General features: G+C 61.1%; 21 protein-coding genes. 16 read left to right on the forward strand and 5 right to left on the reverse strand.

Annotation, left to right across the window (positions count from 1 at the left end; all coding sequences use genetic code 11):
- Nucleotides 1–77: 77 nt before the first annotated feature.
- From ACS5PJ_RS19565 to ACS5PJ_RS19575, 3 genes are all read left to right on the forward strand, one after another.
- Nucleotides 78–1205, forward strand: coding sequence for an NAD(P)/FAD-dependent oxidoreductase (locus ACS5PJ_RS19565; RefSeq protein WP_439436533.1), 1128 nt, complete (start codon nt 78–80; stop codon nt 1203–1205).
- A 128-nt stretch (nt 1206–1333) separates the two neighbouring features.
- On the forward strand, nt 1334–2413 hold the full coding sequence (locus ACS5PJ_RS19570) for a Gfo/Idh/MocA family protein (protein WP_439436592.1): 1080 nt from the start codon (nt 1334–1336) through the stop codon (nt 2411–2413).
- 811 nt (nt 2414–3224) lie between these two features.
- The gene (locus ACS5PJ_RS19575; RefSeq protein ID WP_439436534.1) at nt 3225–4175 is read left to right on the forward strand and encodes an IS1595 family transposase; all 951 of its coding nucleotides are present in this window, start codon (nt 3225–3227) and stop codon (nt 4173–4175) included.
- A 1461-nt stretch (nt 4176–5636) separates the two neighbouring features.
- Here ACS5PJ_RS19575 and ACS5PJ_RS19580 read toward each other — a convergent pair.
- On the reverse strand, nt 5637–6659 hold the full coding sequence (locus ACS5PJ_RS19580; RefSeq protein WP_439436535.1) for an AraC family transcriptional regulator: 1023 nt from the start codon (nt 6657–6659) through the stop codon (nt 5637–5639).
- Between the two features lie 296 nt (nt 6660–6955).
- The gene (locus ACS5PJ_RS19585) at nt 6956–8230 is read right to left on the reverse strand and encodes an ROK family transcriptional regulator (RefSeq protein ID WP_439436536.1); all 1275 of its coding nucleotides are present in this window, start codon (nt 8228–8230) and stop codon (nt 6956–6958) included.
- 558 nt (nt 8231–8788) lie between these two features.
- On the opposite strand from ACS5PJ_RS19585, the gene ACS5PJ_RS19590 reads away from it, so the two are divergent.
- The 9 genes from ACS5PJ_RS19590 to ACS5PJ_RS19630 all read left to right on the forward strand — a co-directional run bounded on the left by ACS5PJ_RS19590 (nt 8789) and on the right by ACS5PJ_RS19630 (nt 18312).
- Nucleotides 8789–9826 (forward strand): alcohol dehydrogenase catalytic domain-containing protein, encoded by a 1038-nt coding sequence (locus ACS5PJ_RS19590; RefSeq protein WP_439436537.1) that lies wholly within the window; start codon nt 8789–8791, stop codon nt 9824–9826.
- A gap of 43 nt (nt 9827–9869) precedes the next feature.
- A complete protein-coding gene (locus ACS5PJ_RS19595) occupies nt 9870–11222 on the forward strand; it encodes an ABC transporter substrate-binding protein (protein WP_439436538.1) in 1353 nt (450 codons plus the stop codon).
- A gap of 101 nt (nt 11223–11323) precedes the next feature.
- Complete coding sequence (locus tag ACS5PJ_RS19600; RefSeq protein WP_439436539.1) at nt 11324–12154, forward strand: carbohydrate ABC transporter permease; 831 nt, start codon at nt 11324–11326, stop codon at nt 12152–12154.
- An 11-nt stretch (nt 12155–12165) separates the two neighbouring features.
- On the forward strand, nt 12166–13002 hold the full coding sequence (locus tag ACS5PJ_RS19605) for a carbohydrate ABC transporter permease (RefSeq protein ID WP_439436540.1): 837 nt from the start codon (nt 12166–12168) through the stop codon (nt 13000–13002).
- Nucleotides 13003–13041: 39 nt separating this feature from the next.
- Nucleotides 13042–13881: a TIM barrel protein gene (locus ACS5PJ_RS19610; RefSeq protein ID WP_439436541.1), complete on the forward strand. Its 840-nt coding sequence runs from the start codon at nt 13042–13044 to the stop codon at nt 13879–13881.
- On the forward strand, nt 13882–14751 hold the full coding sequence (locus ACS5PJ_RS19615; RefSeq protein ID WP_439436542.1) for a sugar phosphate isomerase/epimerase family protein: 870 nt from the start codon (nt 13882–13884) through the stop codon (nt 14749–14751).
- A gap of 135 nt (nt 14752–14886) precedes the next feature.
- The gene (locus ACS5PJ_RS19620; protein ID WP_439436543.1) at nt 14887–16056 is read left to right on the forward strand and encodes a Gfo/Idh/MocA family protein; all 1170 of its coding nucleotides are present in this window, start codon (nt 14887–14889) and stop codon (nt 16054–16056) included.
- A gap of 1 nt (nt 16057) precedes the next feature.
- Entirely contained in the window at nt 16058–17059 is a 1002-nt protein-coding gene (locus ACS5PJ_RS19625; RefSeq protein WP_439436544.1) for a sugar phosphate isomerase/epimerase family protein, read from the forward strand.
- A gap of 284 nt (nt 17060–17343) precedes the next feature.
- Complete coding sequence (locus tag ACS5PJ_RS19630; RefSeq protein WP_439436545.1) at nt 17344–18312, forward strand: IS481 family transposase; 969 nt, start codon at nt 17344–17346, stop codon at nt 18310–18312.
- On the opposite strand, the gene ACS5PJ_RS19635 is transcribed toward ACS5PJ_RS19630, so the two are convergent.
- The 3 genes from ACS5PJ_RS19635 to ACS5PJ_RS19645 are packed head-to-tail and all read right to left on the reverse strand — an operon-like array spanning nt 18309 to nt 22196.
- Complete coding sequence (locus tag ACS5PJ_RS19635; RefSeq protein ID WP_439436546.1) at nt 18309–19418, reverse strand: LacI family DNA-binding transcriptional regulator; 1110 nt, start codon at nt 19416–19418, stop codon at nt 18309–18311. The genes ACS5PJ_RS19630 and ACS5PJ_RS19635 overlap by 4 nt on opposite strands.
- A gap of 16 nt (nt 19419–19434) precedes the next feature.
- On the reverse strand, nt 19435–20442 hold the full coding sequence (locus ACS5PJ_RS19640) for a hydroxyacid dehydrogenase (protein WP_439436547.1): 1008 nt from the start codon (nt 20440–20442) through the stop codon (nt 19435–19437).
- A gap of 47 nt (nt 20443–20489) precedes the next feature.
- Complete coding sequence (locus ACS5PJ_RS19645) at nt 20490–22196, reverse strand: acyltransferase (RefSeq protein WP_439436548.1); 1707 nt, start codon at nt 22194–22196, stop codon at nt 20490–20492.
- Nucleotides 22197–22451: 255 nt separating this feature from the next.
- Between ACS5PJ_RS19645 and ACS5PJ_RS19650 the strand changes: the two genes are divergently transcribed.
- The 4 genes from ACS5PJ_RS19650 (at nt 22452) to ACS5PJ_RS19665 (ending at nt 26850) form a co-directional block, all read left to right on the forward strand.
- A complete protein-coding gene (locus ACS5PJ_RS19650; RefSeq protein WP_439436549.1) occupies nt 22452–23348 on the forward strand; it encodes a sugar phosphate isomerase/epimerase family protein in 897 nt (298 codons plus the stop codon).
- A gap of 169 nt (nt 23349–23517) precedes the next feature.
- Entirely contained in the window at nt 23518–24951 is a 1434-nt protein-coding gene (locus ACS5PJ_RS19655) for an ABC transporter substrate-binding protein (protein ID WP_439436550.1), read from the forward strand.
- The gene (locus ACS5PJ_RS19660; RefSeq protein ID WP_439436551.1) at nt 24951–25913 is read left to right on the forward strand and encodes a carbohydrate ABC transporter permease; all 963 of its coding nucleotides are present in this window, start codon (nt 24951–24953) and stop codon (nt 25911–25913) included. The genes ACS5PJ_RS19655 and ACS5PJ_RS19660 overlap by 1 nt, the downstream gene beginning before the upstream one ends.
- Nucleotides 25914–25965: 52 nt before the next feature.
- Entirely contained in the window at nt 25966–26850 is an 885-nt protein-coding gene (locus ACS5PJ_RS19665) for a carbohydrate ABC transporter permease (protein WP_439436552.1), read from the forward strand.
- The last annotated feature ends 7 nt before the right edge of the window (nt 26851–26857 follow it).

Below are 26857 nucleotides of genomic sequence, written 5' to 3' on the forward strand. Positions count from 1 at the left end.
ACGCTAAGCGTCGCGGATACAACGAAGTCCGCGCACGCGGGTGTCAATGCAAACACACAGAAAGTGAGCTCTTACAAATGACTAGCCCGAAGATTGAAACTGAAGTGGCGGTCCTGGGCGGTGGCATCCTCGGGGTGTCAACGGCAGTGCACCTACTGCGCGGGGGCGCCTCCGTCGTCCTCATAACCGAAAGCACCCTTGCGAGCGGCGCCACAGGGCGGTCGTTGTCCTGGTTGAACTCCGCTGGCAAACGCTCCGACGCGTACCACGCCCTCCGGATGGCTGGAATCGACCGATACAGGACGTTGTTTGCTGCGGACCCATCCAGGGAATGGCTTCAATTTGATGGCGGGCTATTTTGGGCGGCGGCCGGAGAAGCTGCTAAGGCAGAAACGCGGCATGAGTACGAACAGTCTCACGGTTACGATTCGAAGCTGGCGAAACCAGAACAGATTTCCGCTCTAACTTGTGGAATCGACGAGGCCGCTGTTTCCGACGTTGCTGTTTTCAACCCGGGCGAGGGATGGGTCAGCCTTCCCCATTTGGTGGAGTACCTTATGGCGGAATTCAACGCTCTCGGCGGAACGCTGGTTGCCGAGGCCGGCAAGTCCCGAGTGCTGGCAAAAGATGGAAAGGCATGGGGCATCGGCACGAAAGACGGCAGCATTTACGCCGCTGACAAGGTAGTGGTTGCGTGCGGCGCAGCCACACCTGCAGTCGTCGAAGAGCATGGCATCTACATTGCAAATGGGTCGCCCATTTCCGCTCTCGTCATCACTGAAGCGGCTGACTACAAATTGAAAGCAGTCCTCAACACGCCACGCGCGGCAGCACGTCCGAACCCTGGCGGCACACTCGCCCTTGACCATGGTTGGTACGAAGAGCGGATTGTGGAACACCCGGACGGCTCCTTCTCAATTCCGGAAGAGGTCGTTCAGGAGCTGACAGAAGAAGCCTCACGGCTCCTCGAAGGCAACCCGCAACTGACCCCTGCCAGCTGGAAGGTTGGCCGGAAACCCATTCCCGGAGACGGTGAACCCGTTTTCGGAGAACTTGAAAAACTGCCCGGCTGCTTCGTGGCCTTTTCACACTCTGGTGCAACGCTTGGGCTGATTGCCGGAGAACTGCTCTCCCATGAAATCCTCAGCGGTCAAAAGCACCCAATGCTGGCAACATTCAGGCCGGAACGCTTCAGCCGGGAATAGATCCGCCAAAAGGGGACAATGTTTGCCCCTGCCAAGGAAGCGCGTGCTTCACAAACTCAATCGTAAGAGGATTCTCAATGACCAGGCAGGAACACTTCAATTCCCTAGAGGGCACGACACCTCAGGAAATGCCAAGCGGGAGTAGGGTGCGAATACGGACTGCAATTATTGGCTTCGGGATCTCCGGACGCGTGTTTCATGCCCCTCTCATAAAGGCCAACGATTCATACGCTCTCGAAGCCATCGTTACCTCAAACCCAGAAAGGGTTGCGGCGGCGCGGAAAACTTACCCGCACGCCCGCATCATCGCCAGCCCCGAAGACCTATTCTCGGCCATTGATCAGGGCAACCTCACCCTGGATCTGGTTGTCATCGGCACACCGCCCGCCAACCACAGAAGACTTGCCATGGCCGCCCTTGACCGCAATCTCCATGTGGTCGTCGACAAGCCGTTTGTCCCGACATCGGAGGAGGGGGAGGAACTGATTGCGGCTGCAGCTGCAGCTGGTCGGTGCCTGACCGTGTTCCAAAACCGCCGCTGGGATGGCGACTTCCTTACCGTTCAACGCCTTATCCAGGACGGACAACTAGGCCAAATCCGGACTTACGAGTCCCGGTTCGAATGGTGGATGCCAGAAGGATTCGGTAATTGGCGGGATGAAGCGCGAGTATCCGAAGGCGGAGGGATACTTCACGACCTTGGTGCCCACCTCATTGATCAGGCCATTCAGCTATTTGGGCCGGTAGCAGAAGTATATGGAGAAACGATCAGGCACAGCCACACCACCCAATCCGACGCAGATCAAGAGGCCTTCCTCTCCCTGCTGCACCAGTCTGGCACACGAACACGCCTATGGATGAACGGCCAAGCGGCACAGCCCGGTCCTAGGTTTCACATAATGGGTTCCCGCGCCGCCTATACGAAATGGGGACTTGACGGGCAAGAGAAGGCGTTGGCCGAAGGGCAGATGCCGACTGATGCCCAGTATGGCGTAGAACCACCAGAGACCTGGGGCGTCATCGGCATCTCAGGAGCCAGCACTTCAATGCCCACTCTTAGTGGTGACTATCCGCAGTTTTACAAGCAGTTGACGCAGGCATTGCAGGGCAGAAATCCCGCACCCGTGGATCCCCACGACGCTGTTGCAGTTCTAAAAGTGATAGAGAGCGCACGACAGAGCAGGATTTCATCGTCAGTAGCCGACTGACTTTTTTCCCTCAGGAGGGGCCCGACTGGAAACAGCGATGGCTATGGCCGCCAAACCAATGGAAAACTGAGCGCCTGATTTCAAACCGGCCGGACCTTCCTGGTAGCAGCTTCTTGGACCAGACACCTGCCGCGACAATCGCGCGCTTGGGCCCGGATGGTGTTATAATGCTCGCTACTCTGGCGGCACGATGTCGAGCACCTCTGTCGGCTCCAGCACAGTCGCTCCGTGATTCTTCGCTGCTCCGACGGCAACCCCGACGGCTTGCTGCGGGATCAGCAGGCCTCCGGCAGGTCGAAGATCCCCACTTCGCCCTCATGGAGGCGATGCTGCGGATAAGTACGTGCCATCTCAGAGATACTGGGGACACGATGATCTAGGTTGAAGCACTCAATGCTCTTGAAGACTTGAGCTAGGTCAAGATGCCCGGCCGGCCGATGGCGAGCGCCCCACAAGGATGGAAGATAGTGTCTCGTCCCACCTAACTTGAGTCAAACGATGGCGAATTGGCCCGATTGCCTCAACTTGGATGAGACAGAATGCCGGGTTTTCACTCGCTTTAGCTAAGGCAAATCGGAGAATCCCTGCATCGGCTGATGGTCCAGGAGCCCTGGAATCAGGCGGGATCTGGCCCAGTGCCTTAACTGTAATGAGACGAGCACGGCTAATGCATCATCTGTAATGAGATTGCCTCACCTTAGGTGAGGCAGGACAGATAGGCGTTGAGGAACCGCAGCTACTTCCACTCCCGTGCTTTGAACGCCGATAACCGGCGTAGTGAGTAGACGGTTAGCTCAGGTAAATTGAGGCAATGACCCGGCCCGGCTTTCCGCGGACGATTTTGGAGTTCCAGGCGAGGTTCGCCGACGAGCAGGCGTGTCTTGACTATCTGTTCCAGTGCCGGTGGACGGAGGGTTTTGTCTGTCCCCGGTGCAAGGGGCGGGCAGCATGGCCGGTGGCCACGCGAAAGATTTGGCAGTGCACCGCGTGCGACTACCAGGTCTCGATGACCGCCGGCACGGTACTGCACAAGACGCACACACCGCTGCATCTGTGGTTCTGGGCGGCGTACCTGATGACAACCGGAACCCCCGGGATCTCGGCCGTGCAGCTGCAGCGCCAGCTTGGCCTGAGTCGGTACCAGACGGCCTGGACCATGCTGCACAAGCTGCGCCGCGCCATGACCAACCCGGACCGCACGCTGTTGGCCCGTGAGGTCGAGGTCGACGAATGCGAGGTCGGGGGCCGGGAACCGGGTCGGCGCAGCGGCCGAAGCCTGACCGCCAAGGCCGCTGAGGTCATCGTCGCGGTGGAGGTCCGCGGCCAGGGCTCCGGACGGGTCCGGATGAAGGTGATCCATGACGCGTCGGGCGAGACCCTGTGCGGCTTCGTCACCCACACCGTGGAACCTGGGGCGATCGTCCATACCGACGGCTGGACGGGCTACGCACCGCTGGCCAGGAACGGCTACGACCACCGCCCGCGATCCCAGCGGGCCGCCAAACGCGAGGGAAATACGGATCCCGTGATGCCGCGCGTCCACCGGGCCATCAGCAACTTCAAATCCTGGCTGCGCGGCACCCACCGCTCCGTCAGCAGCGAGCACCTGCAGGCGTACATGGACGAGTTCACCTTCCGATACAACCGCCGCGGCACACCCATGGCCGCCTTCCAGACCCTGCTCGGACTCGAAACCAGGCAGGAACCCGCCACCTACCACCAGATCGTCGCGCAGGGCCCCGGCGCCAAACGAACAACCTGAGCTAACCGTCTACGCACTACCGGCGTTTTGTCACTACGGGGAAGCCCCTCCCGACGCCCGCTTTTTGGAGCTGGAACATGACAAAAAGACAGTGTGGACAATGTCCACACTTTTCGCTTCGGACTGGGTCGTACATCGGTCGGATCGGGCCGGATTCCGCATAATTCCCGGAGTTCCCAACCATTGCAGGGGCGGGAATCCAGTTCGAGTCCCACCTCGGGCACGCATTACCCCTCGTCAGAGGGGTTTTTGCTTTTAATGTGTGTACATTGACCCTCCGCGGGTTCCTCTGACTGTGGCCGCGGTCTGTGCCTGGCGCCGCGGTGGCCTGTGAAGTTGTGTGGGTGGCGGGGTCAGAGTCCTGGCTGGTGGCCCTCCGCCTGCTCGAATAATGGGGTATCTGTCCTCTTTTCTGGCTGGTTCCGGTGGCCGTGGTTGGCCGTCACTCATTCATGGCTGCAGCTTGTGTGGACGACATGACGTGGGCGAGACATCTCGAAGATTTTTCGCTGCTTCCCGCTCCTTTACGTAGACCGGTGGCGCTGGAATGTGATCGGTTGTCCGGCCAAAGGGGTGTGGACATTGTCCACACCCTGTACATGGGTGGTTGGGCCTTCTTGGCCGCTCATACCATTTCGGATGACTTCCATTCATGCTCCGCGCCGGCGCTGCAGACATGAGCACCGCGCAACCCAAGCCCGGCACCCCGCGGGGACGCGGCCAGGACGGCGTCGAGGGTTATTGCAGCCCGGGGCATTACGTGCGAGCAGGCGGCCGAGACTGATGGTGTGTGGGACTGCAGACCACCTACGGATCCAGTGTTATCGCAGGTCAGGCGTCTTTTACTCTAAAGCGTGTGTACAACAAACGTCCGGTGAAGTGTGACACCCCCCACGACTTCACTTCAGTGCGCGTCCCGGCATGGACTACAGCGGTAGACCTTCGACGGCGTAATCCGATAATTGCCCGGTGCTGCGGGTTCACCGGCCCAGGGAGTTCCATAGACGGGACCAGTCGGGCAGAACTAGACGGTCAGCCAGTCCCAGGCAGCTTGATAGCACCCGATGTGCTTGGACCTTGCGGTCGGCCTGCCAACAAGGCCCGCCCGGGCGACCGTCTGTCGGTTGGGATCTAAGACTCTTCGCCAGGGGAGTGTGGAAACCCCTTCTGGACCCTCCCGCGACGGCACTTGAGTGAATGCCTGACGTCAGGTTGTGTGTAGTCAAATCGGATGTTTCTGGTTGACCGGCAGCATAAATTCCCACGTGGGGGGGCAGTGGTTGACTGGTCAATTCGTTGCCAGGAGCGCGATTTCGGAGCGGCGGGGGCATTGCCCCTGTCACTGTTATCAAGCAGTGCTGCCGTCACAGGTCAAAGTGGACATGTCCCAGCAGATAGGCCGAGCGCCGGTCTGAAAGGGATCGGGAGGTTGAGTATCCAAGCTTCCAGCGCGTTCAGGCGCTAAGGCTTCAGTGACTCCCGCAGCTGTTGCAACGCCACGCGAACGACGGTCTCGGATCGATGGATCTCTCTCACATTCATCCCCGTAAATTCCTTAACTGCACGGCGCATGCTTTGCACATTGGTGAATCCGCATGTTGTCGCGATTTCAGAGAAGGTGATCCCGTGGGCGCCGGGCTGGAGGAGGAGTTCGAGGGCTTTGCGCGTTCTCAACGCGCGTATCCGCTCACCCAGGTGGAGTTCTTCGTTCTCGAAAAAGTAGAACAGGGAGCGACGGGAGAGGTTAAACCTTTCGGCGACCATTGCCACGTCCAGATTGGGGTCGTCATAACTGGCTTCTAGGTATTTCTTCACTGCCCGGCTTAGGGCCGGTTTCTGCGCCTCATCGTCGACCGGCGTTTCGAGCAGGGAGCCGACCAGGGTTGCCATCACGGATCGGAGAATGTCTGCGGTCCCCGATGCCGCCCGGTCGATGCCGGGACGCTTCCAACTCATCAGCGCAGGGATCACGAAAGTGCCCACAATTGGGTGTTTTGCTAGGTCAGGCAGTCGAAGTAGGGAGCGTAGTTCGGCCTCGCTCACATTTAGGCTGCTGCGGTCGATGTTAAGCTGCAAGGCGTGAAAACCTTCGGGCGCATCAAAACTTCCGCCTAGCGAGGTATCGATGAACCTGACGGAGCCTGGTGATACTGGCTCAGGAACACCGTTGAGAGTGAGCGTTAGGCCCGGCGCCTTGCGGAAGTAGGCCAGCCGCAGGTCGGCGGCGTCGGGATTCGGCGCCCACGAGCCCAATGCGGGGGCGTTGTGCATTTCTATGAGGCTGAAGCCTGGCCCTGCGAGATTAATGGCTGAAGGATTGAAGGACACAGGAGTCTGACGTATCACTTTTTCCAACCGCATTGGGGTTTCGACGGCGCTGCCGTACCACACTCGCCAGTGTTCGAACCTTTGTTCGGGGTTCAGCCCCTCCTGCACTGCATATCGTCGCAGACGGCCGCTGTTCCCGTTACCAGACTGAGGCATGCCATCCTCCTCCACCAGCTGAACCATTATGGCGGACTTGGGAGTTGCCGCGGCGCCTGAGGAAGCGGTTGCGGTGGCTCATAAGGCTGGCCGAAGGACCTCAGCTGTTACGGCTAGTTTACTTCTATATAACGCTCTGATTGAGGCCTTGATGAGTTTGCTATGGGCACCCCACCTGACGAGTATTGGAGCCGCCACCTAAGCCTGGGCCTGCACGCCCTGGGATGCGCGGATGCTGGGAGATATGACCCAACCTGTGGCGCTGCTGTCTTACGCACCTTCAGTGGGAGATGTGGTCAAGGGAATGTGTCCTGCAGTTGTTTGTCCAGCACGTCAGGGAGCGGCTTGGACATCAAGGAGGCGTCCTCCATTTTCTGAAGAGGGTGAGTGTCTTCGTGTCCCTCGGAATGCAGCCTGATTGCGAGGTCGTTGACTCGGTAAGGGGCGAGGACATGTTCGACGGCCAAGATGCTGGCCCCAACCACGCCAGCTTCCGGCCCGGTTTCGGATTGGGTGATATTCAGGTGCTGGGTCGCCAGCGGCGTTGAGCGTGCATAGACCGTTTCGCGTATCCCGGCGATCAAATGTTCACCGGACTGTGCCAGCGATCCGCCCACGACAATGAGGGAGGGGTTGATGAAGCTCACGCACATGTTGAGCATTTCTCCGATGTCGCGGCCAGCCTGCCGGACGGCTTGAATGGCAGCCAAATCGCCGGAGCGGACGAGCGCGACGACGTCATTTGCGGTGAAGGCCTCGTGTCCTTTTTCGCGGAGTCGTGCGGCGACGGCCGGAGCGCCTGCAATGGCTTCCAGGCAGGCAGTCTTGCCACAGTGGCATCGAATTCCTGCCCCCGTGGAAACAGCAATATGGCCGACATCTCCAGCGACTCCTGCCGCGCCTCGCTGCAGTACGCCTCCACTGATCACCCCCGAGCCGATGCCGGTGGCGATTTTAAGGAAGATCATGTTGTCTTCCTTGGGCCAGCGTGTCGCCCGCTCGCCGAGGGCCATGAGATTGACATCGTTATCGACAAGTACGGGTACGTCAAAGGTCTGCCGAACGTAAGAGGGAACATCGAATCCGTCCCATCCCGGCATGATCGGCGGACTCGTGGGCCTTCCGGTCGAGTGTTCAACAGGACCGGGTAGCCCGATGCCGAAAGCGATGATGTCCCTCGCCGGACGCTTCATCGCTTTCAAATGATCAGTCAGGGTCATTGTTAGCCAGTCCAGGACAGCTTTCGGTCCGCGCGAAATCTCAAGTCGTTCAGTGGTTTCCACGAGTACCCTTCCCGCCAGGTCTGTGAGAGCCACTGTCGCGTGTGTGGCTCCGACGTCGGCCGCAGCGGCCACTCTGGCACCGGGGTTGAAGGCTAGGCGCGCCGACGGGCGGCCTCCGGTGGAAGCCGCATCCGATACGGGGACAACTAGCCCGAGTTTTAGAAGTGGTTCAAGACGAGAACTGATGGCAGCTCGACCCAGGCCCGTTATCCGGGCAAGCTCTGCCCTGGTTCGCGGGCGTCCATCCCGCAGTATGTGCAAAAGTTCGCCTGGGCCGCCATTGTCCATGTCTCTCCATTTCGGGGCTTGAAAAGGGGAACGATAAGACTGAGGACTTGACGCATCAGGCTCACAGGACCCCGATGGGTCTTCATCTCCACTCAGTGTCAAGGTGCCCACCGTTCATGTCCACTCGTCGAGGCCGTTGCGTCAAAAAGTGCAGCTTGGACGTGCATTCCATCTACAACAGCGTCAAAAGGTGCAGACTTTTGTTGATTGCCTGACGAAAGCCAGGGGGTTCGTGTCACTGTTTCGGCATGGAAATCGACGGAGTCAGGGTAGCCCTTCCACCACGGGTAGGTCTGCCGATGTCGACTTCATCGCTCAGGTTCGAAGCAGAGCCGCTCGGCAGCCAAAGCGGAAATACCGGCTGCGCGTCAGTCAGCCACGCCAGTGCCGCCCGCGCAACCGCTCGGCCGTCGTGTAGCGACCACCCAGACGTCGTCGAGGGCGGCATGACGGACGTTCCGACGGCCTCGCGTGGGCCAACCGAGAGCCGGCAGCAATACCCTCCCCCATTGGCAAGCAAGACGGCGAAACGAGAAAGCAATTCCTATGAGAGACACAATGACAGCAGTGCGACTTCACGCGCCAGGAGACCTCCGCCTTGACGAAGTCCCAGTACCCGAGCCTCGCTCGGGTGAAGTTTTGGTCAAGGTCTGGCGTAGCGGCATCTGCGGCACCGACCTGCACATCGCCAAAGGCACATTCCCTGCGCCCAACCTGCCGCTGACCCTGGGGCATGAATTTTCTGGAACCATTGCAGCCCTCGGTTTGAGCACCGGTTCTCTGGCAGTGGATGACAACGTGGTCGTGGACATCAACATCGCTTGCGGCCAATGTTTTTTCTGCCGACGGGGCCAAAAACTCTTCTGCCCGGCGGTCTCGCAACTCGGAGTCCATTCCTCGGGCGGACTCGCGGAATACGTCGTCGTACCTGTATCAAACGTCTACGTTCTGCCGCAATCTCTGAGCTTGGACGCAGCGGCATACGTTGAACCGCTTGCCTGCGCAATTCATGGTCAGGACCGGATCGGGATCACGTCCGGTGAGCGCGTACTCATCATCGGGGGCGGACCGATGGGGCTCGCTCACATTGCCTTGTCCAAACTCGGCGGGGCAAGCAACGTGATCGTCTCAGAACCGGATCCGGACCGTCGAGAGGTTGCCAAACGACTCGGTGCCGACAACGTTCTTAGCCCTTTCGACAGCGGCTTCGCCGACGAGGTCGCCTACATGACCGACGATGTGGGGCCCGACGTGGTCATCGAAGCCGTCGGCTCCATCCCCACCTACGAAGCGGCGGTTTCCCTCGTGCGCCGCGGTGGCCGGGTGCTTGCCTACGGTGCGGCGCCTCAAACGGCCTCCATGTCCCTGCGGCCCTTCGACATTTATTCCAAAGAGCTCACCATCGTTGGCTCGTACGCGGGCACTTACGACACCTGGCCCCGGGCCATAGAGCTTCTCGCTTCAGGGCGATTCGACCCGGCGCTGATTGTTGACTCTGTCCGGCCGCTTAGCGAAGCCATCGAAGCCATCCGCGGCCTGGAGACGGACAAATCGATTGTCAAAGTCCACATCCAAATGAACTCCATCCCCGCTTAAGCCTCCTACCAACCGTCCTATTTCGATGAAGAAAGAGAACAACATGAAAGCTAGCCAGAAACGACGCGCAAAGCTGCGAATCGGGGCTCTCGGCGTGATTACCGCTGCGGCGGTTGCGCTAAGCGGCTGCGCCGCCGGAGCACCGCAGAACGACTCAGGCAAGAAGACGCTGAATGCCATCTTCCTCCCTGCCGACTGGGGCAAAGTTGTCCAGGAGAAACTCGCCCCTGAGTATGAGAAGGAAACCGGGGTGAAGGTGAACGTCGAACTCGTGGGTCGCGATGCGATCCACGAAAAGATGGCCACCCTGTTCGCCGGACAGGACTCCAGCTACGACATCTTCAACGTTGACTACAACTGGATCCCGGAATTCGGTAAGGGCGGGCATCTGGTTCCCCTCGACAATGCCCTCCAGGACAAAGAGGACTTTCTGCCATTGAGCCTCAAGGTTGCCACTTGGGATAACAAGCTCCTGGGAATACCGCAGACAGTCCACCCGGCGACACTCTGGTACAACGGCGCACTTTATGGCGACCAGACGATGAAAGACCAGTACCAGGCGGAAACCGGGAACGCGCTTGCTGTCCCGAAGACGATGGACGAGTGGCTGACCCAGGTTAAGTTCTTCAACGGCAAGACCTTCAAGGGCCAGAAGCTTTCGGGCTGGGCCGCCCAGGCCGCCAAGGGCTTTGGCAACGTGCACACGTGGCTGAGCTTCGCCTATTCCTTCGGCTGCAAGCCGTTCAACGCCGACTTCACCGAATCGACATTGACGACGCCTGAGTGCATCGGGGCCACCGAGCGGTGGTCCGAGATGATGAAGTACATGCCCGCGGGAGCCAACGACTTCACGTACGACAGCGTGACCACAGCGGCCCAGCAGGGTTCGATCGCTACAGCCATCCAGTGGTCCTGGGGCCAGTTCGCCACCGACAATTCATCCGCGTCCAAGACCGTGGGCGACTGGCAGATGACGACGATTCCGACGGGCCCGACCGGACTCAGTTCGGCTCACCTTGCAGAATGGGTGATCTCGGTGTCCAAGTATTCGAAGAACACCGAGGAGGCCACGAAGTTCGCTGTTTGGCTCGAATCGAAGAAGAACGACGTCCTGCAGGCAGCCAATGGCGGCGGCGACCCCGTGCGCGTCTCCAGCTACTCCGATCCGACGCTGACTGAGCAGAAGCTTGAGGGCAACGCAGCGGCCCGATTCCGGCGTTTGCCCGTGACTTTGGAGGCCATGAAGACGGCGCAGCCCAGGCCGTTCTTCCCCGGTGAAGAAACCTGGGAAACGGCCCTGAGTACCGAACTCAGTGCCATTTCGCTGGGCCAGCGCGGTGTGCAAGATGGTCTCTCGCGGGCCAACGAAGCCATAGACAAGAATCTCTCGCAGTAATGACTACATCAATCACAGAGTCTCGGGTGTCCCGGAAAGCCGTTCGGCCTTCCGGGACCCCCGGGGGGCGCCGGCCCAAGAAACTCGGACGCTACCTCGCGATGTCTCCCGGCCTGCTCTTTTTGGCCGCGATCTCCCTTTACCCCACGCTCTATTCTCTCGTCGTCTCCTTCACCCGCTGGAACCTGTCGAGCGGTGAAGCCGCTCGCTTCGTCGGCGTTGACAACTTTGTCGGTCTGCTGACCGACGGGCTGTTCTGGAACTCGGTTCGCGTAACCCTGGTGTTTGTGTTCTTCTCGGTTCTGATAGAGCTCGTTCTCACCTTTGGGTTGGCTCTCCTCTTCTTTCGCGGCTTCCCGGGGGACAAGTTGCTCCGGGCCTTGATCATGATGCCCATGCTCTGCGCGCCGGTGGTTGTGGGCCTGCTGGCCCGCTTCAGCCTTGAACCTACATACGGCATCGTCAATCAACTTATGCGTAGCATCGGTCTTCCAACCACGGAATTCCTTGGGAACGTCGACCTGGCGCTGCCAACGCTGATAGCTATTGACGTTTGGCAGTGGTCCCCGTTCCTGTTCCTCATCCTTCTCGCCGCCATGCAGGGCCTCCCCGAGGAGGTCATCGAGGCATCCAAGATCGACGGCGCCTCGTGGCCCCGCATCATCTGGCACCAGTTCCTTCCGCTCCTGCGTTACCCAATCCTCGTCGGCGTGCTCCTGCGGCTCATTGACTCATTCCGTGTCTACGACATCGTCTACATGACGACCCGTGGCGGACCGGTCGATGCAACTTCGACCATGTCCTGGCAGATCTACAACGTGGGGTTCCGCGCTTTCAATATCTCGTATGCTGCCGCGTTCTCGTGGCTGCTGCTCCTGCTCGTTCTACTAGCCGTCAATTCGCTCATCCGGCGAATGGTCGCACGCTCTTGAAGGGTTCAGCCATGTCCGTAGCGAAACGCCGCAACATCAACTGGAATGTGGGAGTGCGTGCTTCCGTGGCCGTCATCTGCACGTTTTTCTTCATCGCCCCAGTCCTGTGGATGGTCACGACGGCCTTTAAGACCGGAAACCAGGCATTCTCCGGAGAAATCCAGTGGTTCTTCACACCGACCCTTGAGAACTTCGCTGAAGTGCTTGGCGGTACCAGGCTCACCTATGCGTTGATCAACAGCCTGCAGGTATCAGTGATTTCCTCCATCGTGGCGATCTTGCTGGCCTCAGGCATCGCATACCCACTGGCCCGATACGAGTTCAGGGGCCGGGACCAGATCGCGGGAACAATCTTGTCCCTGCGCATCGTTCCTCCCATCGTCACCATCATCCCGCTGTTCCTGGTCATGCGGACGATCGGCCTGAACGGTTCGCTGCTCTCGATCATCATTCTTCACGTCTTCATGAATTTGCCGCTGGCTGTCTGGCTGCTGCGCGGCTTCTACGAAGACGTTCCCAAGGAAATTGAGGAAGCGGGGGCTATCGACGGCCTGGGCAACATCGGGATCTTTTTCCGGATGGTCCTTCCGTTGGCTATGCCAGGCGTCGCCTCAACCGCGCTGCTGTGCTTCGTCTTCTCCTGGAACGAGTTTCTCTTTGCAAGCGTCCTGTCCAACGCCGGCAGCCAAACCGTCACAGTGGCCCTGACCCAGTATGTGACCCCGGTGGGGACGGAGTGGACCTTGATCATGGCGGCGGGCACCGTAGTTGCGGTGCCGGTATGGCTGGCGGCCTTGGCCGCCCAGAAATACCTCGTCCGCGGTCTCTCCCTCGGCGCGGTCAAATAGCGCGCCCCCTCAATACCCAGCCTGAAAGGCAGTTCAAGCATGTTCCGTTATACCTACAACACCCTTGTCTACAGCGGCGAAGCCATCGAGACCGGCATCGAGCGCATCGCCAAAGCCGGCTATAGCGGCGTCGAACTGGTCGGAGAACCAGAACAACAGGACGAAGCTGCTCTCCGTTCTGCCCTCAACCAGCACCGGGTAGCTGCCTCGTCAATCGTCAGCATCTATACGCCGGAACGCGACATTGTCAGTTCGTCCCCGGAGGTCCGCGCGAACGCCATCAAATACGTCAAGGGAAACATCGATTACGCGGCAAGGCTGGGTGCGGAAGTCGTAACGTTCACCCCCACAGCGTGCATGAAGATCGTGCCGGAAGCAGACATTAAACAAGAATGGGCTTGGGCCGTTGATGCCGCGGGCGAACTCGCGGCATACGCCGGGGAGAACGGGGTGCGCCTGGCCCTCGAGCCGTGGAACCGGTACGAGACCTACCTCATCAACCGGACCGAACAGGCTCTGCAGTTCTTGGACGAAGTTGACAGCCCCCATATCGGTTACATGGTCGACACCTTCCACATGTCCATTGAAGAACGGGACATCGCAGAATCCATCCGCAAAGCCGGAAACCGTTTGGCGCACGTGCACCTCGCCGACACCAACCGGGCCGCACCAGGATACGGGCATTTGGACTTCGAGCCCATCATTCAGGCCATCGTCGACGCCGGCTACAAAGGCTGGATCTCCTATGAGCTGCTGCCCGCAGCGGGAGACGTTTGGGGAGTGTTGAGCGGTGCCGGAGCGCCGGAGTTCAAGGACGAATACACAGCAGCGGCAATTCAGCACACCCGGGCAATCGAACGTCGGTTGGGAGGCCTGTAAATGCCGGCCAATCCCATTGGGCTCAGCACCTTCATCCTCGCATCGCCCTTCTCCTTTGAGGAGGCGTGGGCCTTCGACCGCGTGGCGGAGCTCGGCTACGACGTCATTGAGGTGTGTATCGAAGATCCGCAGAGGATCACGCCGGAATGGCTCGTCCACGAATCCCAGAGGACAGGGACTGACGTCGGAATCTGCGGCGCGTTTGGTCCGGACCGCGACGTGTCGGATCCTGATCCCCGCCGACGTGAAAACGGCATAGCCTACCTTCGCGGCTGCGTTGATGTAGCAGCAGCAGTCGGTTCCCCCCATGTTGCCGGGCCAATGTTCTCGGCGACGGGCCGGGCGGAGCTCTTGGAGCCCGGTGAGCGCCTGGCCCGGTGGCAAAACGCCGTGGAAAGCCTCCGCACCGTAGCTGACTACGCCGGCGACCGCGGAGTGCGTCTCGCCATCGAGCCGCTCAACCGCTTCGAAACGGACATGGTCAATACCATCGAGCAGGGGCTGAACCTGTGCGATGACATCGGCAGGGAAAACGTCGGACTTCTTGTCGACACGTTCCACATGAACATCGAAGAAAAAGACATCGCCGATGCGGTCCGGAAGGCCGGATCTCGGATCTTCCACGTGCAGGTGTCAGAAAATGACAGGGGCACCCCTGGATCGGGCCACGTCCCGTGGGACAGCTTTTTCGATTCGCTGAAGGACATCAATTACTCAGGTCAGATTGTGGTCGAGTCATTCCTGCCCACAGTGAAGGAGATCGCCCGAGCCGTCTCCCTGTGGCGTCCCGTGGCGCCATCAATGGAAAGCCTCTCGGAAGACGGTCTGGCTTTTGTCAAAAGCATGCTGAGAGAAAGGTCCGAGCGATGACAGCAATAGACGCAGAGATCATCAGCGGGGACACAGTCAGCTCAAGCAGTCAAGAAACCCATCGATAGCCTCAGCCAGATCCTGTCAGCGTTGCACATAATACCCTCGCGAACTCGCATGAGAAAGGACAAAACGATGTCCCCCCCAAACAACCCGCCCAGAACCCTGGGTGTGGCGATGATTGGCTACGCCTTTATGGGCAAAGCACACTCCAATGCCTGGCGGAACGTGGCGTCCTTCTTCGACGTCCCGGCGTTCGAGCAAAAGGTCATCGTTGGCCGCGACTTCGACGCCGTTTCGGAGGCCGCCGCGAAGTACGGCTGGAAGGAAACGGCCACGGACTGGCGCACGGTGCTGGACCGCGACGACATCCACGTGGTGGACATCTGCGCTCCGGGCTGGATGCATGCCGAAATCGCCGTCGCGGCCCTTGAAGCGGGCAAGCACGTGCTGCTGGAGAAGCCGCTGGCCAATACCCTGGCCGAGGCCGAAGCGATGGCGGACGCCGCCCGCGCCGCCAGGGCAAAGGGCGTGCAGTCGATGGTGGGCTTTAATTACCGCCGCGTTCCGGCCCTTGCCCTGGCGAAGGAACTGATCGCTGAGGGCAGGCTGGGCATGGTCCGGCACGTCCGGGCAGCGTACCTGCAGGACTGGCTCGCCGACGAAACAGCACCCATGACCTGGCGGCTCAAGAAGGAAACCGCAGGTTCCGGGGCCCTGGGCGACATCGCCTCCCACGCCATAGACCAGGTCCTGTTCCTGCTCGGAGACCAGGTCAGGGAGGTCTCGGGCCGGACCCACACGTTCACCACCCAACGCCCGGGGCCGGCCGGGCTGGAAGACGTAACGGTCGACGACGCCGCGTGGGTCACGCTGTCCCTGGCCTCCGGGGCAATCGCCTCCGTGGAGGTCTCCAGGGTGGCCACCGGCCAGAAGAATTCGCTGAAGCTTGAGGTCTATGGCGAGAAGGGCGCCATTCTCTTCGATCTGGAGACCATCAATGAACTCGGCTTCCTGGACGCCACGGCGCCCGCGCGTGAGCAGGGATTCCGGCGGATCCTGATCAACGAGCCCGAGCACCCCTACATGGCCGCGTGGTGGCCGCAGGGACACACCATCGGCTGGGAGCACACTTTCACGCACGAGGTCCGTGACTTCCTGCTGGCGATCGCCGCCGGGACCCAGCCGTCGCCGTCGTTCGAGGATGGCTTAACCGTCCAGCGCATCCTGAGCGCCGTCGAAGAATCCGTCGCCGCCAAGAGTTCCATCATCCAACTGGCCAACGCCCCCGCAGAAGGAGCCTGACATGCCCCGCCCCTACACCCTCTTCACCGGCCAGTGGGCCGACCTCCCCTTCGAGGAAGTCGCCCGCCTGGCATCCGGCTGGGGCTACGACGGCCTGGAAATCGCCGTCTCCGGCGACCACCTGGACGCCTGGCGCTGGGACGAACCCGGCTACGTCGAAGCCAAACTCGCCGTCCTGGACAAATACAACCTCAAGGTCTGGGCCATCTCCAACCACCTCAAGGGCCAGGCCGTGTGCGACGACCCCATCGACTTCCGCCACGAAGCCATCGTCGGGTCCAAGGTCTGGGGCGACGGGGACCCTGAAGGCGTCCGCCAACGCGCCGCCGAGGAAATGAAGCACACCGCCCGGCTCGCCAAGGCACTCGGCGTGGACACCGTCGTCGGGTTCACCGGCTCCTCCATCTGGCAGTACGTGGCCATGTTCCCGCCCGTCCCGGAGAAGGTCATCGACGCCGGCTACCAGGACTTCGCGGACCGCTGGAACCCCATCCTGGACGTCTTCGACGAATGCGGGGTCCGCTTCGCCCACGAAGTCCACCCCTCAGAGATCGCCTACGACTACTGGACCACGGTCCGGACCCTCGAAGCGATCGGCCACCGCGAAGCGTTCGGCCTGAACTGGGACCCCTCGCACATGATGTGGCAGGGCATGGACCCGGTCTCCTTCATCTGGGACTTCAAGGACCGGATCTACCACGTGGACTGTAAGGACACCAAGCTCCGCCAGACCGGCCGGAACACCGTCCTCGGCTCCCACCTGCCCTGGGGCGACCCCCGCCGCGGCTGGGACTTCGTCTCCGCAGGACGCGGCGACGTCCCCTGGGAATCCTCCTTCCGCGCCCTCACCGCCATCGGCTACACCGGCCCCATCTCCATCGAATGGGAAGACGCCGGCATGGACCGGCTCCACGGCGCCCCCGAAGCCCTCGCCGCGCTCAAAAACTTCGACTTCCCCGCCTCGAACACCTCCTTCGACGCCGCCTTCAAGGTACAGAACTAGGAACCAAAGGGCCCAAGGCCTAGCTCTTGAGCGGTAGGGCGGGACCATGAAGAAGATTCCCTAGGTTGGAACAGCCCGGCCCCGCAGTGTGGGGATGGTCGTGGGAACGAAATGCACTGCCCGCTCGTAGCGCACGGATCTTCGACCGGTTGTCCGGCCAACGCGAGGGTCTAGCTGTATTGACCACGGACGTTGATGACGCTCGGCGTGGTTTGGTGACATGAAGAAGACCTCCGGGTGGAGTGGGGCTTGTCTAGAGTCCAATTCCACGCACGGAGGTCTTCATGTCCCACCCTAACGCTCTTCTGACCCCTCGTGGCCGGTTGCAGCTCGCGCAATGTGTCGTTGACCAGTACTGGAGTCTGCGCCGTGCCGCGGAACGCTTCCAGGTCTCGGCCCCGACTGCGGCTCGTTGGGCGCAGCGCTACCGTGAACACGGGCCAGCTGGGATGGAGGACCGTTCCAGCCGCCCGCATTCTTCGCCCCGGCGGACGCCCACGCGGACGGAGCGGCGGATCATCGCAGTCCGTGTGAACCGCCGGTGGGGCCCTGCCAGGATCGGCTATCTGCTGGGAATCCACCCCTCCACGGTGCACCGCGTCCTGTCCCGCTACCGGCTGGCGAAACTTGCCTGGCTTGATCGTGGCACCGGAAGAGTGATCCGCCGCTATGAACACGAGAAGCCCGGGGACCTGGTCCATGTCGACATCAAGAAACTTGGTCGGATCCCGGACGGCGGCGGACACCGGGTTTTGGGCAGGGCCACGGGACGCCGGAACAAGTCACGGACTCCATCCAACCGCCGGCCCGGTTACCACTACCTCCACAACGCTGTCGATGACCATTCACGCCTTGCCTACACCGAGATCCTCACCGATGAGACAAAGGAAACAGCAGCAGTCTTCTGGCAACGCGCCAACGCCTGGTTCGAGGCCCAAGGGATCACAGTCCAGCGGGTCCTGACGGACAACGGGAACTGCTACCGGTCCCGCACCTTCGCCCAAGCCCTCGGTCCGGACATCAAGCACAAACGCACCCGCCCTTACCGCCCGCAGACCAACGGCAAGGTCGAACGGTTCAACCGCACGATGCTGGAGGAATGGGCCTACATCCGCCCCTACCGGTCCGAGACCGAGCGTGTCGCAGCTTTCTCCGAATGGCTGCATGCCTACAATCACCATCGAGCCCGCACTGCCCTCAAGGGTCAGACACCGGCCAGCCGCGTCACCAACCTCTCAGGTCAATACATCTAGCGCGCTTTCATCTCGTCGCGGTCTGCAGGATTGGGAAGCCGATGCTTGGATCCGAGGGTACTTTCCCTCGCCACCAAATTGGGCTCGAACCCGATGTGACGATGGCCCTTCCCCGGATTCTTCAGTTCCTGAAGGAGCAGGTCCACCGCTGTCTGGCCGATCAGACGCGCCGGCTGGCGAATCGATGACAAGGGAACAACCGCCGATTGGGCGAAATCGATGTCGTCGTAGCCGATGATGGCAATGTCTTCCGGGATGCGCAGGCTGCTGTCCTGCAGGATAGTCTGCATCGCACCGATGGCCAGCAGATCGTTGGCGCAGAACAAGGCGTCCGGGATGTTCGTGAGCCTGTGGCCCAGAAGCTGCGAGCCGGCATCGCGTCCAGCCATGACGCTCTGCTCGGTAGTGGAGAAAACTTCCAGGGTTGCCCCTGGAACTTCCTGCACTGCGGATTTGCAGCCGTTCAAGCGTTCGGTGACGCCCCTGAGGTTCAGTGGTCCTCCTACGAAGCCTATGGCCCGCTTCCCGGTGCTGAGCAGATGCTTTGTGGCGAGGTAGCCGCCAGCCACGTTGTCCATCGATACCGAACTGTACGGCGTGCCATATTCGGGGCGACCTACGACGACGGCGGTTATCCCGCGCTTCTTCAGCAGTTCAATCCGGTCCGTGATGTCCCCGACGGGTGCGATTAGCAGGCCCTGGACGCGCTGCTCTTCAAACAGGTCGATGTAGCGGGATTGCCGATCAGCGTTGTGATCGCTGTTGCCGACGATCACCGCGCTGCCGTTTTCCAGGGCGTGGTCCTCGGCCCCACGTGCAACGGCGGTGTAGAAGGGGTTGTCCGCGTCTTGGACTATGAGTCCGATGGTGGTGCTGTAGCCGGCCCGGAGTTGCCATGCGGCCGCATTGCGGATGTAGCCGAGTGTCTCAATCGATGACAATACCCGTTTGCGGGTTGCATCGGAGGTCCTGCCCCACTCGTTCAGGACGTTGGAGACGGTGGTTATCGAGACGCCGGCGTGTTCGGCCACATCCTTGATGCGTACGCCACCGGGGATCTTCCGTGTCCGCGTTCCAGGGCCTTTTCCTTCAGCATTTAGTGGCATGTCGGCCTTCCCTGATTCAGGCATTCGTCCGGTAGCGTTCGCGCGTGACCTCGTAGCGGAGGTCTTCGCCACGCCACAGTCTTCCAACTTCCTCGACGGCGCGCTGACCGATCCGGTGAAGTTCCAGCCCCCGAGAACCCGCGACATGCGGCGTCAACACCAGATTCTCCAGCTCCCACAACGGAGAATCAGCTTCCGGTACTTCAGGGTCGGTCACATCGATGACGGCTCGAATGCGACGCGTCTCGAGTTCCGCGACCAGCGCACCCTGGTCCAGGATCGCCCCACGGGCTGTGTTGATCAGCACACTTCCATCGCGCAACAGTGCAAGCTCCTTGACACCGATCATCCCCGTCGTCTCCGGAAGCAGGGGGGCGTGCACGGATACGACGTCGGACACCGCCATCAGTTCCGGGAGTTCTGCTTTGGCGGCTCCTAGTTCGGTAGCTGCTTCCTCGGTCAGGAAGGGGTCGAACACAACAACGTTGAGGTCAAAGGGATGGAGCAGCTTCATCACGCGCCGGCCGATGTTGGAGGCGCTGATGATGCCCACAGTGCGCCCGTAGCAGCCGTGGTTCGACAAGGCGTCATCGACATCGATGCAGTTACGCGCGGCACGGTAGAGGCGTTCGGCGACCGGGACCCCTTTGAGTTCCAGAAGGATCATGGCCAGGGTGTATTCCGCAACCGGAATCGCATTGGCGGCTGCCTGGGAGGAGATGAGGATACCGCGGTCATAGATCGTGTCCTTAACGATCGGGCGTACTGTGCCTGCGGCATGGATGATCGCCTTCAGCTTCGGCGCCCTGTCCAGCACATCGTCTTCGAGCATGGCCGTCCCGGTTCCCGTCAGGATGACATCGGCGGCTGAAAGCAGCTCGGCGCTCTCCTCGGACCGGTGGTCGGTCGCGGAAGAAACAAAGCTGACCTGCCCGAACGCTGCCAACTGCTGCCTCATCGCTTCGGTCAGCGTTCTCCGGGCGTGGCTCTCGGTCATAGCGACCACAATGTTTAGCTCTGACATCGGCGATGACTCCTGTTCTGTTTCCGGGGCAAAGACGGCACCTTGCATTACCAAAGCCTCGATTCGACGGTGTAGGCGGGCTCGGGGCGGTGGACTCCGCGCGGTCTGTAGCCCAAGGCGTCCTCGATGCCGAGGTAGTCGGCCAGCAGCCAGATGATGGACAACCACATCTCAGTACCCAAGAGCCCAGGGACCCTGTGTGGGCCGTACCCGTGCTGCAGTGTGAAGCTGAATCCGGCCCCGTCATTCCAGGAGCGCAGTACGCGCTCAAGCTGTTGCTTGGCCCAGTCCTGGCCGGCACTCCTGCGGTGCCTTGTCTGCTTGGCCGCCAGCCATAACGGGTGGATCACATCCAGGACATTGCAGGCGGTGCCCTTGTCCGGGCCGAAGTAGTTCGCGTCCTCCGCATGGGCAAGCACGCTATCGATGGTCCGCTCGGGGTAGGGCAGCGGCACGCCGAACTGTGCGTACGTACCGCGTGTGAGGCGGTAGAAGCCGTTAACTGGTTCAAGCAGTCCGGACCGGGCGTCGGCTTTGCCCCACAGCCCAGTGGCCGGGTCGCAGTGGAGGGTCAGCCATCCGAACAGGGTTTCGAACTCTCCATGCAGGCCGAAATCCTTCGCGTTGCGGAAATATGCCGTGCCTGCCGCATCCACCCAGGCGCCGGCCTTCCAGCCTTCGCGGCGCCAGGGGAGTTCGGCGAGGCAGCGGGTGAGGTTCGTGGAGCTGAGTTCGTGAAAGGATCGGACAGGGTGCTCGAAACGGGAGCCGAGCAGGTCCAGCGCGTATCCGGCGGACAGGATGTGGTAGTTCACGGCGGCATGGCCGTCGACGCTAGGCGCCGCGTTGGCGGGCTCGGCTTGGAGGTGGAGCTCAGGGGTCAGGCCGGTGTCCGGGTCCTGACCGCGCCTGAACACGTCCACGATGTTCGCTTTCGACGTCTGTGTCGGCGTGGATCCACGCAGGAGGTCATATAATTCCACAGCATCGGCCCAGGCCCTCAGGGTGGGCGGCTCGCCGGGGCTGTCGCGGTACGTCCCGGCGTCGGAAGTTGCTTCGACTGCGTCGGCTGGTGTCCAGCAGCGGCCGACGAGGTCGTCAAGCTGCGCCCGGGCCTTCCCGGCCAAGGTGTGCAGCCTGCCGTCCAGACCCGTGGATGCGGCCGGTCGCGCCTCCCTCCTGTCCCTGATCCGACGGGCCGGATTGCCGGCGACGACGGACCACTCCGGAACGTCCTTGGTGACAACTGAGCCCGCTCCGATAATGCTGTGGGCGCCGATGCTCACGCCGTCGACGACGACAACGTGCGAGCCAATCCAGACGTCGTCGCCAATCGTGATGCCTTCCGACACAAGGGGTTGCTCATGGATCGGCGCGATCGTTGACATGGCGTGGTTAAAGCCGAGGATGGAAGAGTGCGCCCCCACCCGGACCCCGTCGCCCAACCGCACAAGGCCTCGCAGTTCCGAGAACGGATTCAGGGTGCAATCCGCGCCCAGTTCGTGGTTGCCCCACAGGCAAACATGAGCGGCGATATAGGACCGTGCGCCCAGGGTCAGGCTGTCGGCGTAAACCGCAGCCAAGGGTGAGATGAAGGAATCCTTACCAAACTGCATCGCACCCCGCTGCCGGAGTTCGGACTGCCAGCTTCGCTGGGCTTCCTGTTCGGCGGCGGAGGCGGTCTGCCAGAACGGGCTGACGCCCAGGTCGTAGCGCGTAAATGCCGGCGCGGCGCCCAGCTCCAATGCTGACATCTCTTTCCAATCCAATATGCGTGGCCGACTCCCTCGGCTGACAGCAGCAGACTATCAGGGTTTATCGATACCGCAAATACGTCTGCTATTGACATGGCTAAAAGTGCTGCCATAGAGTGGCGCACATCACCGAAGCTGCATCGATAAATCACCATAATTTGATGTAACGATACAGCACCATCCACAATTGATATGTTGGCTATGGCAGCGCCCGGCAGTGCTCCGGTTCCTGCTAGCGGCAGAGGAGACCTTTACGTGAGCTACAAGACGGCAGCCTTCAGCGACGACCTGTCATCGGTCTTCGCCCAGGCAGCGGAGTTGGCTGCAGGGGCGGGACTCGACGGTCTGGCCGTCCGCAACGTGGGCGGACGGAACATCGCCACCCTTGGTGACCGCGAGGTTGCGGAAATAAGGCGTGTGGCCGATAGCCACGGGCTGGAAATCTCCGCGCTCGGGTCCCAGCTCGGCCGCAACAGTTTTCTGGAGGAGGCAGATTCCGCCCAGGAGGCGGCAGAACTGCTTCGCCCGGTCATCGGCCACACCGCGGTTCTGGGCGCTGCCAATGTCCGGGTGTTCGGCCCCTGGCTTCACTGCCATGATCCGCTTGAGCGCTGGGCCGACCGGCCCGTACTGGCGGACCGGCTCGAGGCGGTTGCCGAGTGGCTGGCCCCATCCCTGTCCATCGCCGAGGAAGCAGGGGTGACTCTCATGATCGAGCTCGAGGGCGCCAGCTATATCGGACAGGTCGCGGAGGCCAGGGAACTGCTGGGCGATGTACAGAGCCCTGCCTTGGCATTGTGCTGGGACGTCTGCAACGGTTGGTGGTCCGGCGAACTGCCCTTGGAAGAGGGGTGGCCGCTGGTGCGCGAGCTGAACATTGTTGACGTCCAGACGAAGGACGCTCGCAGCCAAACCGGGAAGCCGGATGCGCCGGCCTTCGAGCAAGTCACACTCGGCGAGGGCGACATTCCCTACCCGGCGATTATCGGGCGGCTGTTCGAGATCGGTTACTCAGGGTGGTTCACGGCCGAACGGGTCTACCATCCTCGAAAGCCCGAAGAAAACCCTGTCCTCCAGCAAAACACGTTGGCGGACATCCGGGCGCTGCAGGCCATGCTCGCCAAGGCAGAGTCCGCTCGGCCGGCGCACTGAGTAACCGGCAGGCTCAACAGCCCGCTCGACCTGAGAATCAGCAAAGCGGCCGCAACCCATTCCGGGCCGGCCCCAAGAACTTCGGAGGCGGTACGCCCTGCGGCCGCCCCGACCGGCATCATCCAATCTGTCCTGCAAAGCAGCCGGACAACAAACAAGGAGCAAAGGCATGACCAAGATCCCATTCGTCAATGAAGCAGGCGGGAATGTTGCAAGCTTCACCAAGAAACTCGGAACCCCGGTCTCGCGCCGCAGCCTGCTGAAGCTCGGAAGCTTCGGCATCGCAGCAGCAGCAGGTTCCTCCATGCTGGCTGGCTGCACCACCGGATCCAGTTCCGGCGGCAGTTCGAAGACGATCACAGTCATGGTGTCCCAGAGTCCGACCGCCCCGGAAGGCCAAAAGCGCATTCTGGACCTGATGCGGCAGAAATTCGAGGCCGCGCACCCTGGCAATACGGTCAAGTTCGACGTCGTGCAGCTCGGATCAGCAGTCTCAAACGCTGTCATCAACACCGCAGCGACCAAGGAAGGCCCGGACATCTTCGAAGTCGGTCCGCAGGTTCTGCCGACGGGCGCCGCAACGGGTGTGTTCACCGCGCTGACGGACAGCGAATGGTCCGATCTCGGCGGAAAGGACAGGTACCTCGCCTCGGTGCTGGCCGTGACAGGCAAGGACAACAAGGACCACGTGGCCATCCCGTACTACGCCTCAACGATGGCCATGTACTACAACAAGAAGATGTTCGCCGACGCTGGCATCTCGGGCGCGCCCACCACGTGGAATGACTTTATCGAAACCGGCCAGAAGCTGTCCGACGCGAGCGGCGGCAAGTTTGCCGTGGGCGACGCGGCAGGGGAGCCTTCCCACCCGTGGCATGTGATCTGGCTTCTCACTACCCAGCTCGGCGGCCAACTGATCAGCGCTGACGGCAGGACGGCGCAGCTGAATTCTCCGGAGGCGCTGCAGGGTATTTCCTTCTGGCTGGACTGGATATCCAAGCACAAGATCGTCAACCAGAAGGACGCCACGAACACCTCTGCGCAGCAGATTCAGCAGTTCGTCAACAAGCAAAACGCCATGTTTCCCTGCGGTTTCACCCAGGCCATCAGCAGCATGCCTGGTACGCCTGTGGAGAAGGAATGGGCGCTGGCCGGAAACCCCACCGTTCCCTACGGCCAGCAGAACCTGCCCAGCGGCGCCAAGCCGGTCCAGTCGTACTTGGGGGGTGCGACCTGGGCCATCTCCAAATTCAGCAAGAACCGCGACCTGGCTCTGGGGCTGGCAAAGATCATGGGCGACCCCGACGTCCAGCAGCTGACCTGGAAGGAAGTTGGCGGACTTCCCACCACGAACGAAACATTCACCAAACACCCTGAGACCCGTACAGGTGACTGGAAAGTCATCTACGACGCTGCCGTCAGCGCGCAGGCAACACCGTGGTCGCCGTCATTCGGTCAGGTGTCGCCGCTCCTTGCCGCCGCGGTCAAGCCAAGCTTCTCCGAACTTGCTGCGAACGGCAAATACAACACCGACACACTTAAAGCCCAACTTGATACGGCAAACGAAAAACTCAAGGCTGCACTGAACAGTGAGAAGCGCTAATGTCCCAACAAGCCTTGGAGGCGACGCCGGCAGCCCCGCCCCCGCCGTCGCCTGAAGAAAAGCCCCGACGGCGGCGGTCCGCCTCGGGGCGGGTTCCGTTCGGGTTGTTGGCGCCCAGCTTCGCGCTGATGACGGTGGTCAGTTACGTTCCCTTGTTCCTTGCCGTCGTCATCAGCATCACCGCACTCAGCATCTTCTCCATCGGCGACGTCGGGCAGGCCGGCATCGTCGGCCTGTCGAACTATCTGGACGTGCTGAACCCTGCGGGGCCGCTCTCGGTACTGGGACCCCTGCGTGTCAGCATCCTGTTCACCGTCATCACGACTTTGGCGGCCGTTCCGCTGGGCGTAGGCGCTGCCGTGCTCGTAAATCAGAAGTTCCGGGGTCGTGCGGTACTTCGGACAGTCATGCTCATTCCCTTCATCCTGCCGCACTTCGTCACTGCCCTCATTTGGCGGCTGATGTTTCAGTCCGGCACAGGTGCAATCGACCAAGTGCTTCGCTTCTTGGGAATCGGGGCGGACTACAACCTCTGGCTCATAGGACCCAACTCCTTCTGGGCACTGACCATTTCCAGTATCTGGTCCGCGTGGCCCTTCGTTTACATCATGGCCCTCGCCGCGCTGCAGGCGGTTCCAGCAGAGTACTACGACGCGGCCGAAGTCGACGGGGCAGGGATCATGAGGAGGTTCTGGTCGATCACGGTGCCGTCCATCAAGCCCACTCTGGTCCTGGCGGTGTGCCTGTCCGTCATCAACCAGTTCAACAGCTTCACACTGCCGTTCGTCCTGCTCGGCCACCCGCCGTCCGAGGAAGCGAATGTTTTGCCGATTGAGATTTACACGACGTCGTTCACCGCCAATGACTATGGACATGCCTCCGCCATTGCCGTCGTGAACCTGCTCGTGCTCCTCATTCCGATCGCGTATTACCTGAAGAAAGCCCGCAGCGATGAAAACTGACACCAGAACCAACGGGCCCCTGATAGGGCGCCCTGCTACGAGCCGTCCTGCCGTGTCGAATCCCAGCCCGACGGGTAGCCTGAACCGCCCCAGAAAGCGGGGCCCGAACAAGGGGATCCTGTATCTCTTCGGAGCGTTCTTCGCACTCGTGGTGCTGCTCCCCGTGGGCTACATGTTTCTGGTGGCGCTGCAGCCTGTCGAAGTGGCCGGATCCACACTTGTCCCTGAACGGCTGAGTCTGACATCCTTCGTCGAGGTCTGGAAGACGATCGACCTGGCCGGCTACCTGGCGAACAGCCTGATCATTTCCTCCGTCACAGCCGTGGCGTCCTCGTTGGTCGGGTTTGGAGCCGCGTACGTCCTGGCGAGATTCAGGTTCAGATTCCGCAATTTCCTGCGCCTGTCGCTGCTGGCCTGCTACACCACGCCGGGAATCGTCCTGCTCATTCCCCTCTACGTCATCTATGTCCAGGTCCAGAACGCGGTGAGTGTTCAGATCATCGGATCGCACGGCCTGCTCATCCTGACCTACATGTCCTTCAGCCTTCCATACACCATCTGGATGCTCAGTGGCTACCTGTCAACGCTCCCGGCCGACATCGAAGAAGCCGCAGCGATCGACGGGGCCAGCCGCTTACAGACGCTAGTCAAGATCGTGCTTCCGCTAACGCTTCCAGCCTTGGTGGTGACCGCCATCTTCTCCTTCGTCTTGGCCTGGAACGACGTGCTGTTCGCCAGCGTCCTCACCAAAAACGACACCCGGACGGTGGGCGTCGGCATGCAGCTCTTCGTCAGCACCGCCGCCGACGGAGGACTTCCTCAGTGGAACAACCTCATGGCTGCAGGCATCATCACGGCCATTCCCGCCGTCGTCCTTTTCATGCTTATCCAGCGCTACCTCATCAGCGGACTCACCGCAGGGTCGGTCAAGGGCTAAGTTCCGG

The sequence above is a fragment of the Pseudarthrobacter cremeus genome (assembly GCF_051857465.1).
Lineage (GTDB): Bacteria > Actinomycetota > Actinomycetes > Actinomycetales > Micrococcaceae > Arthrobacter.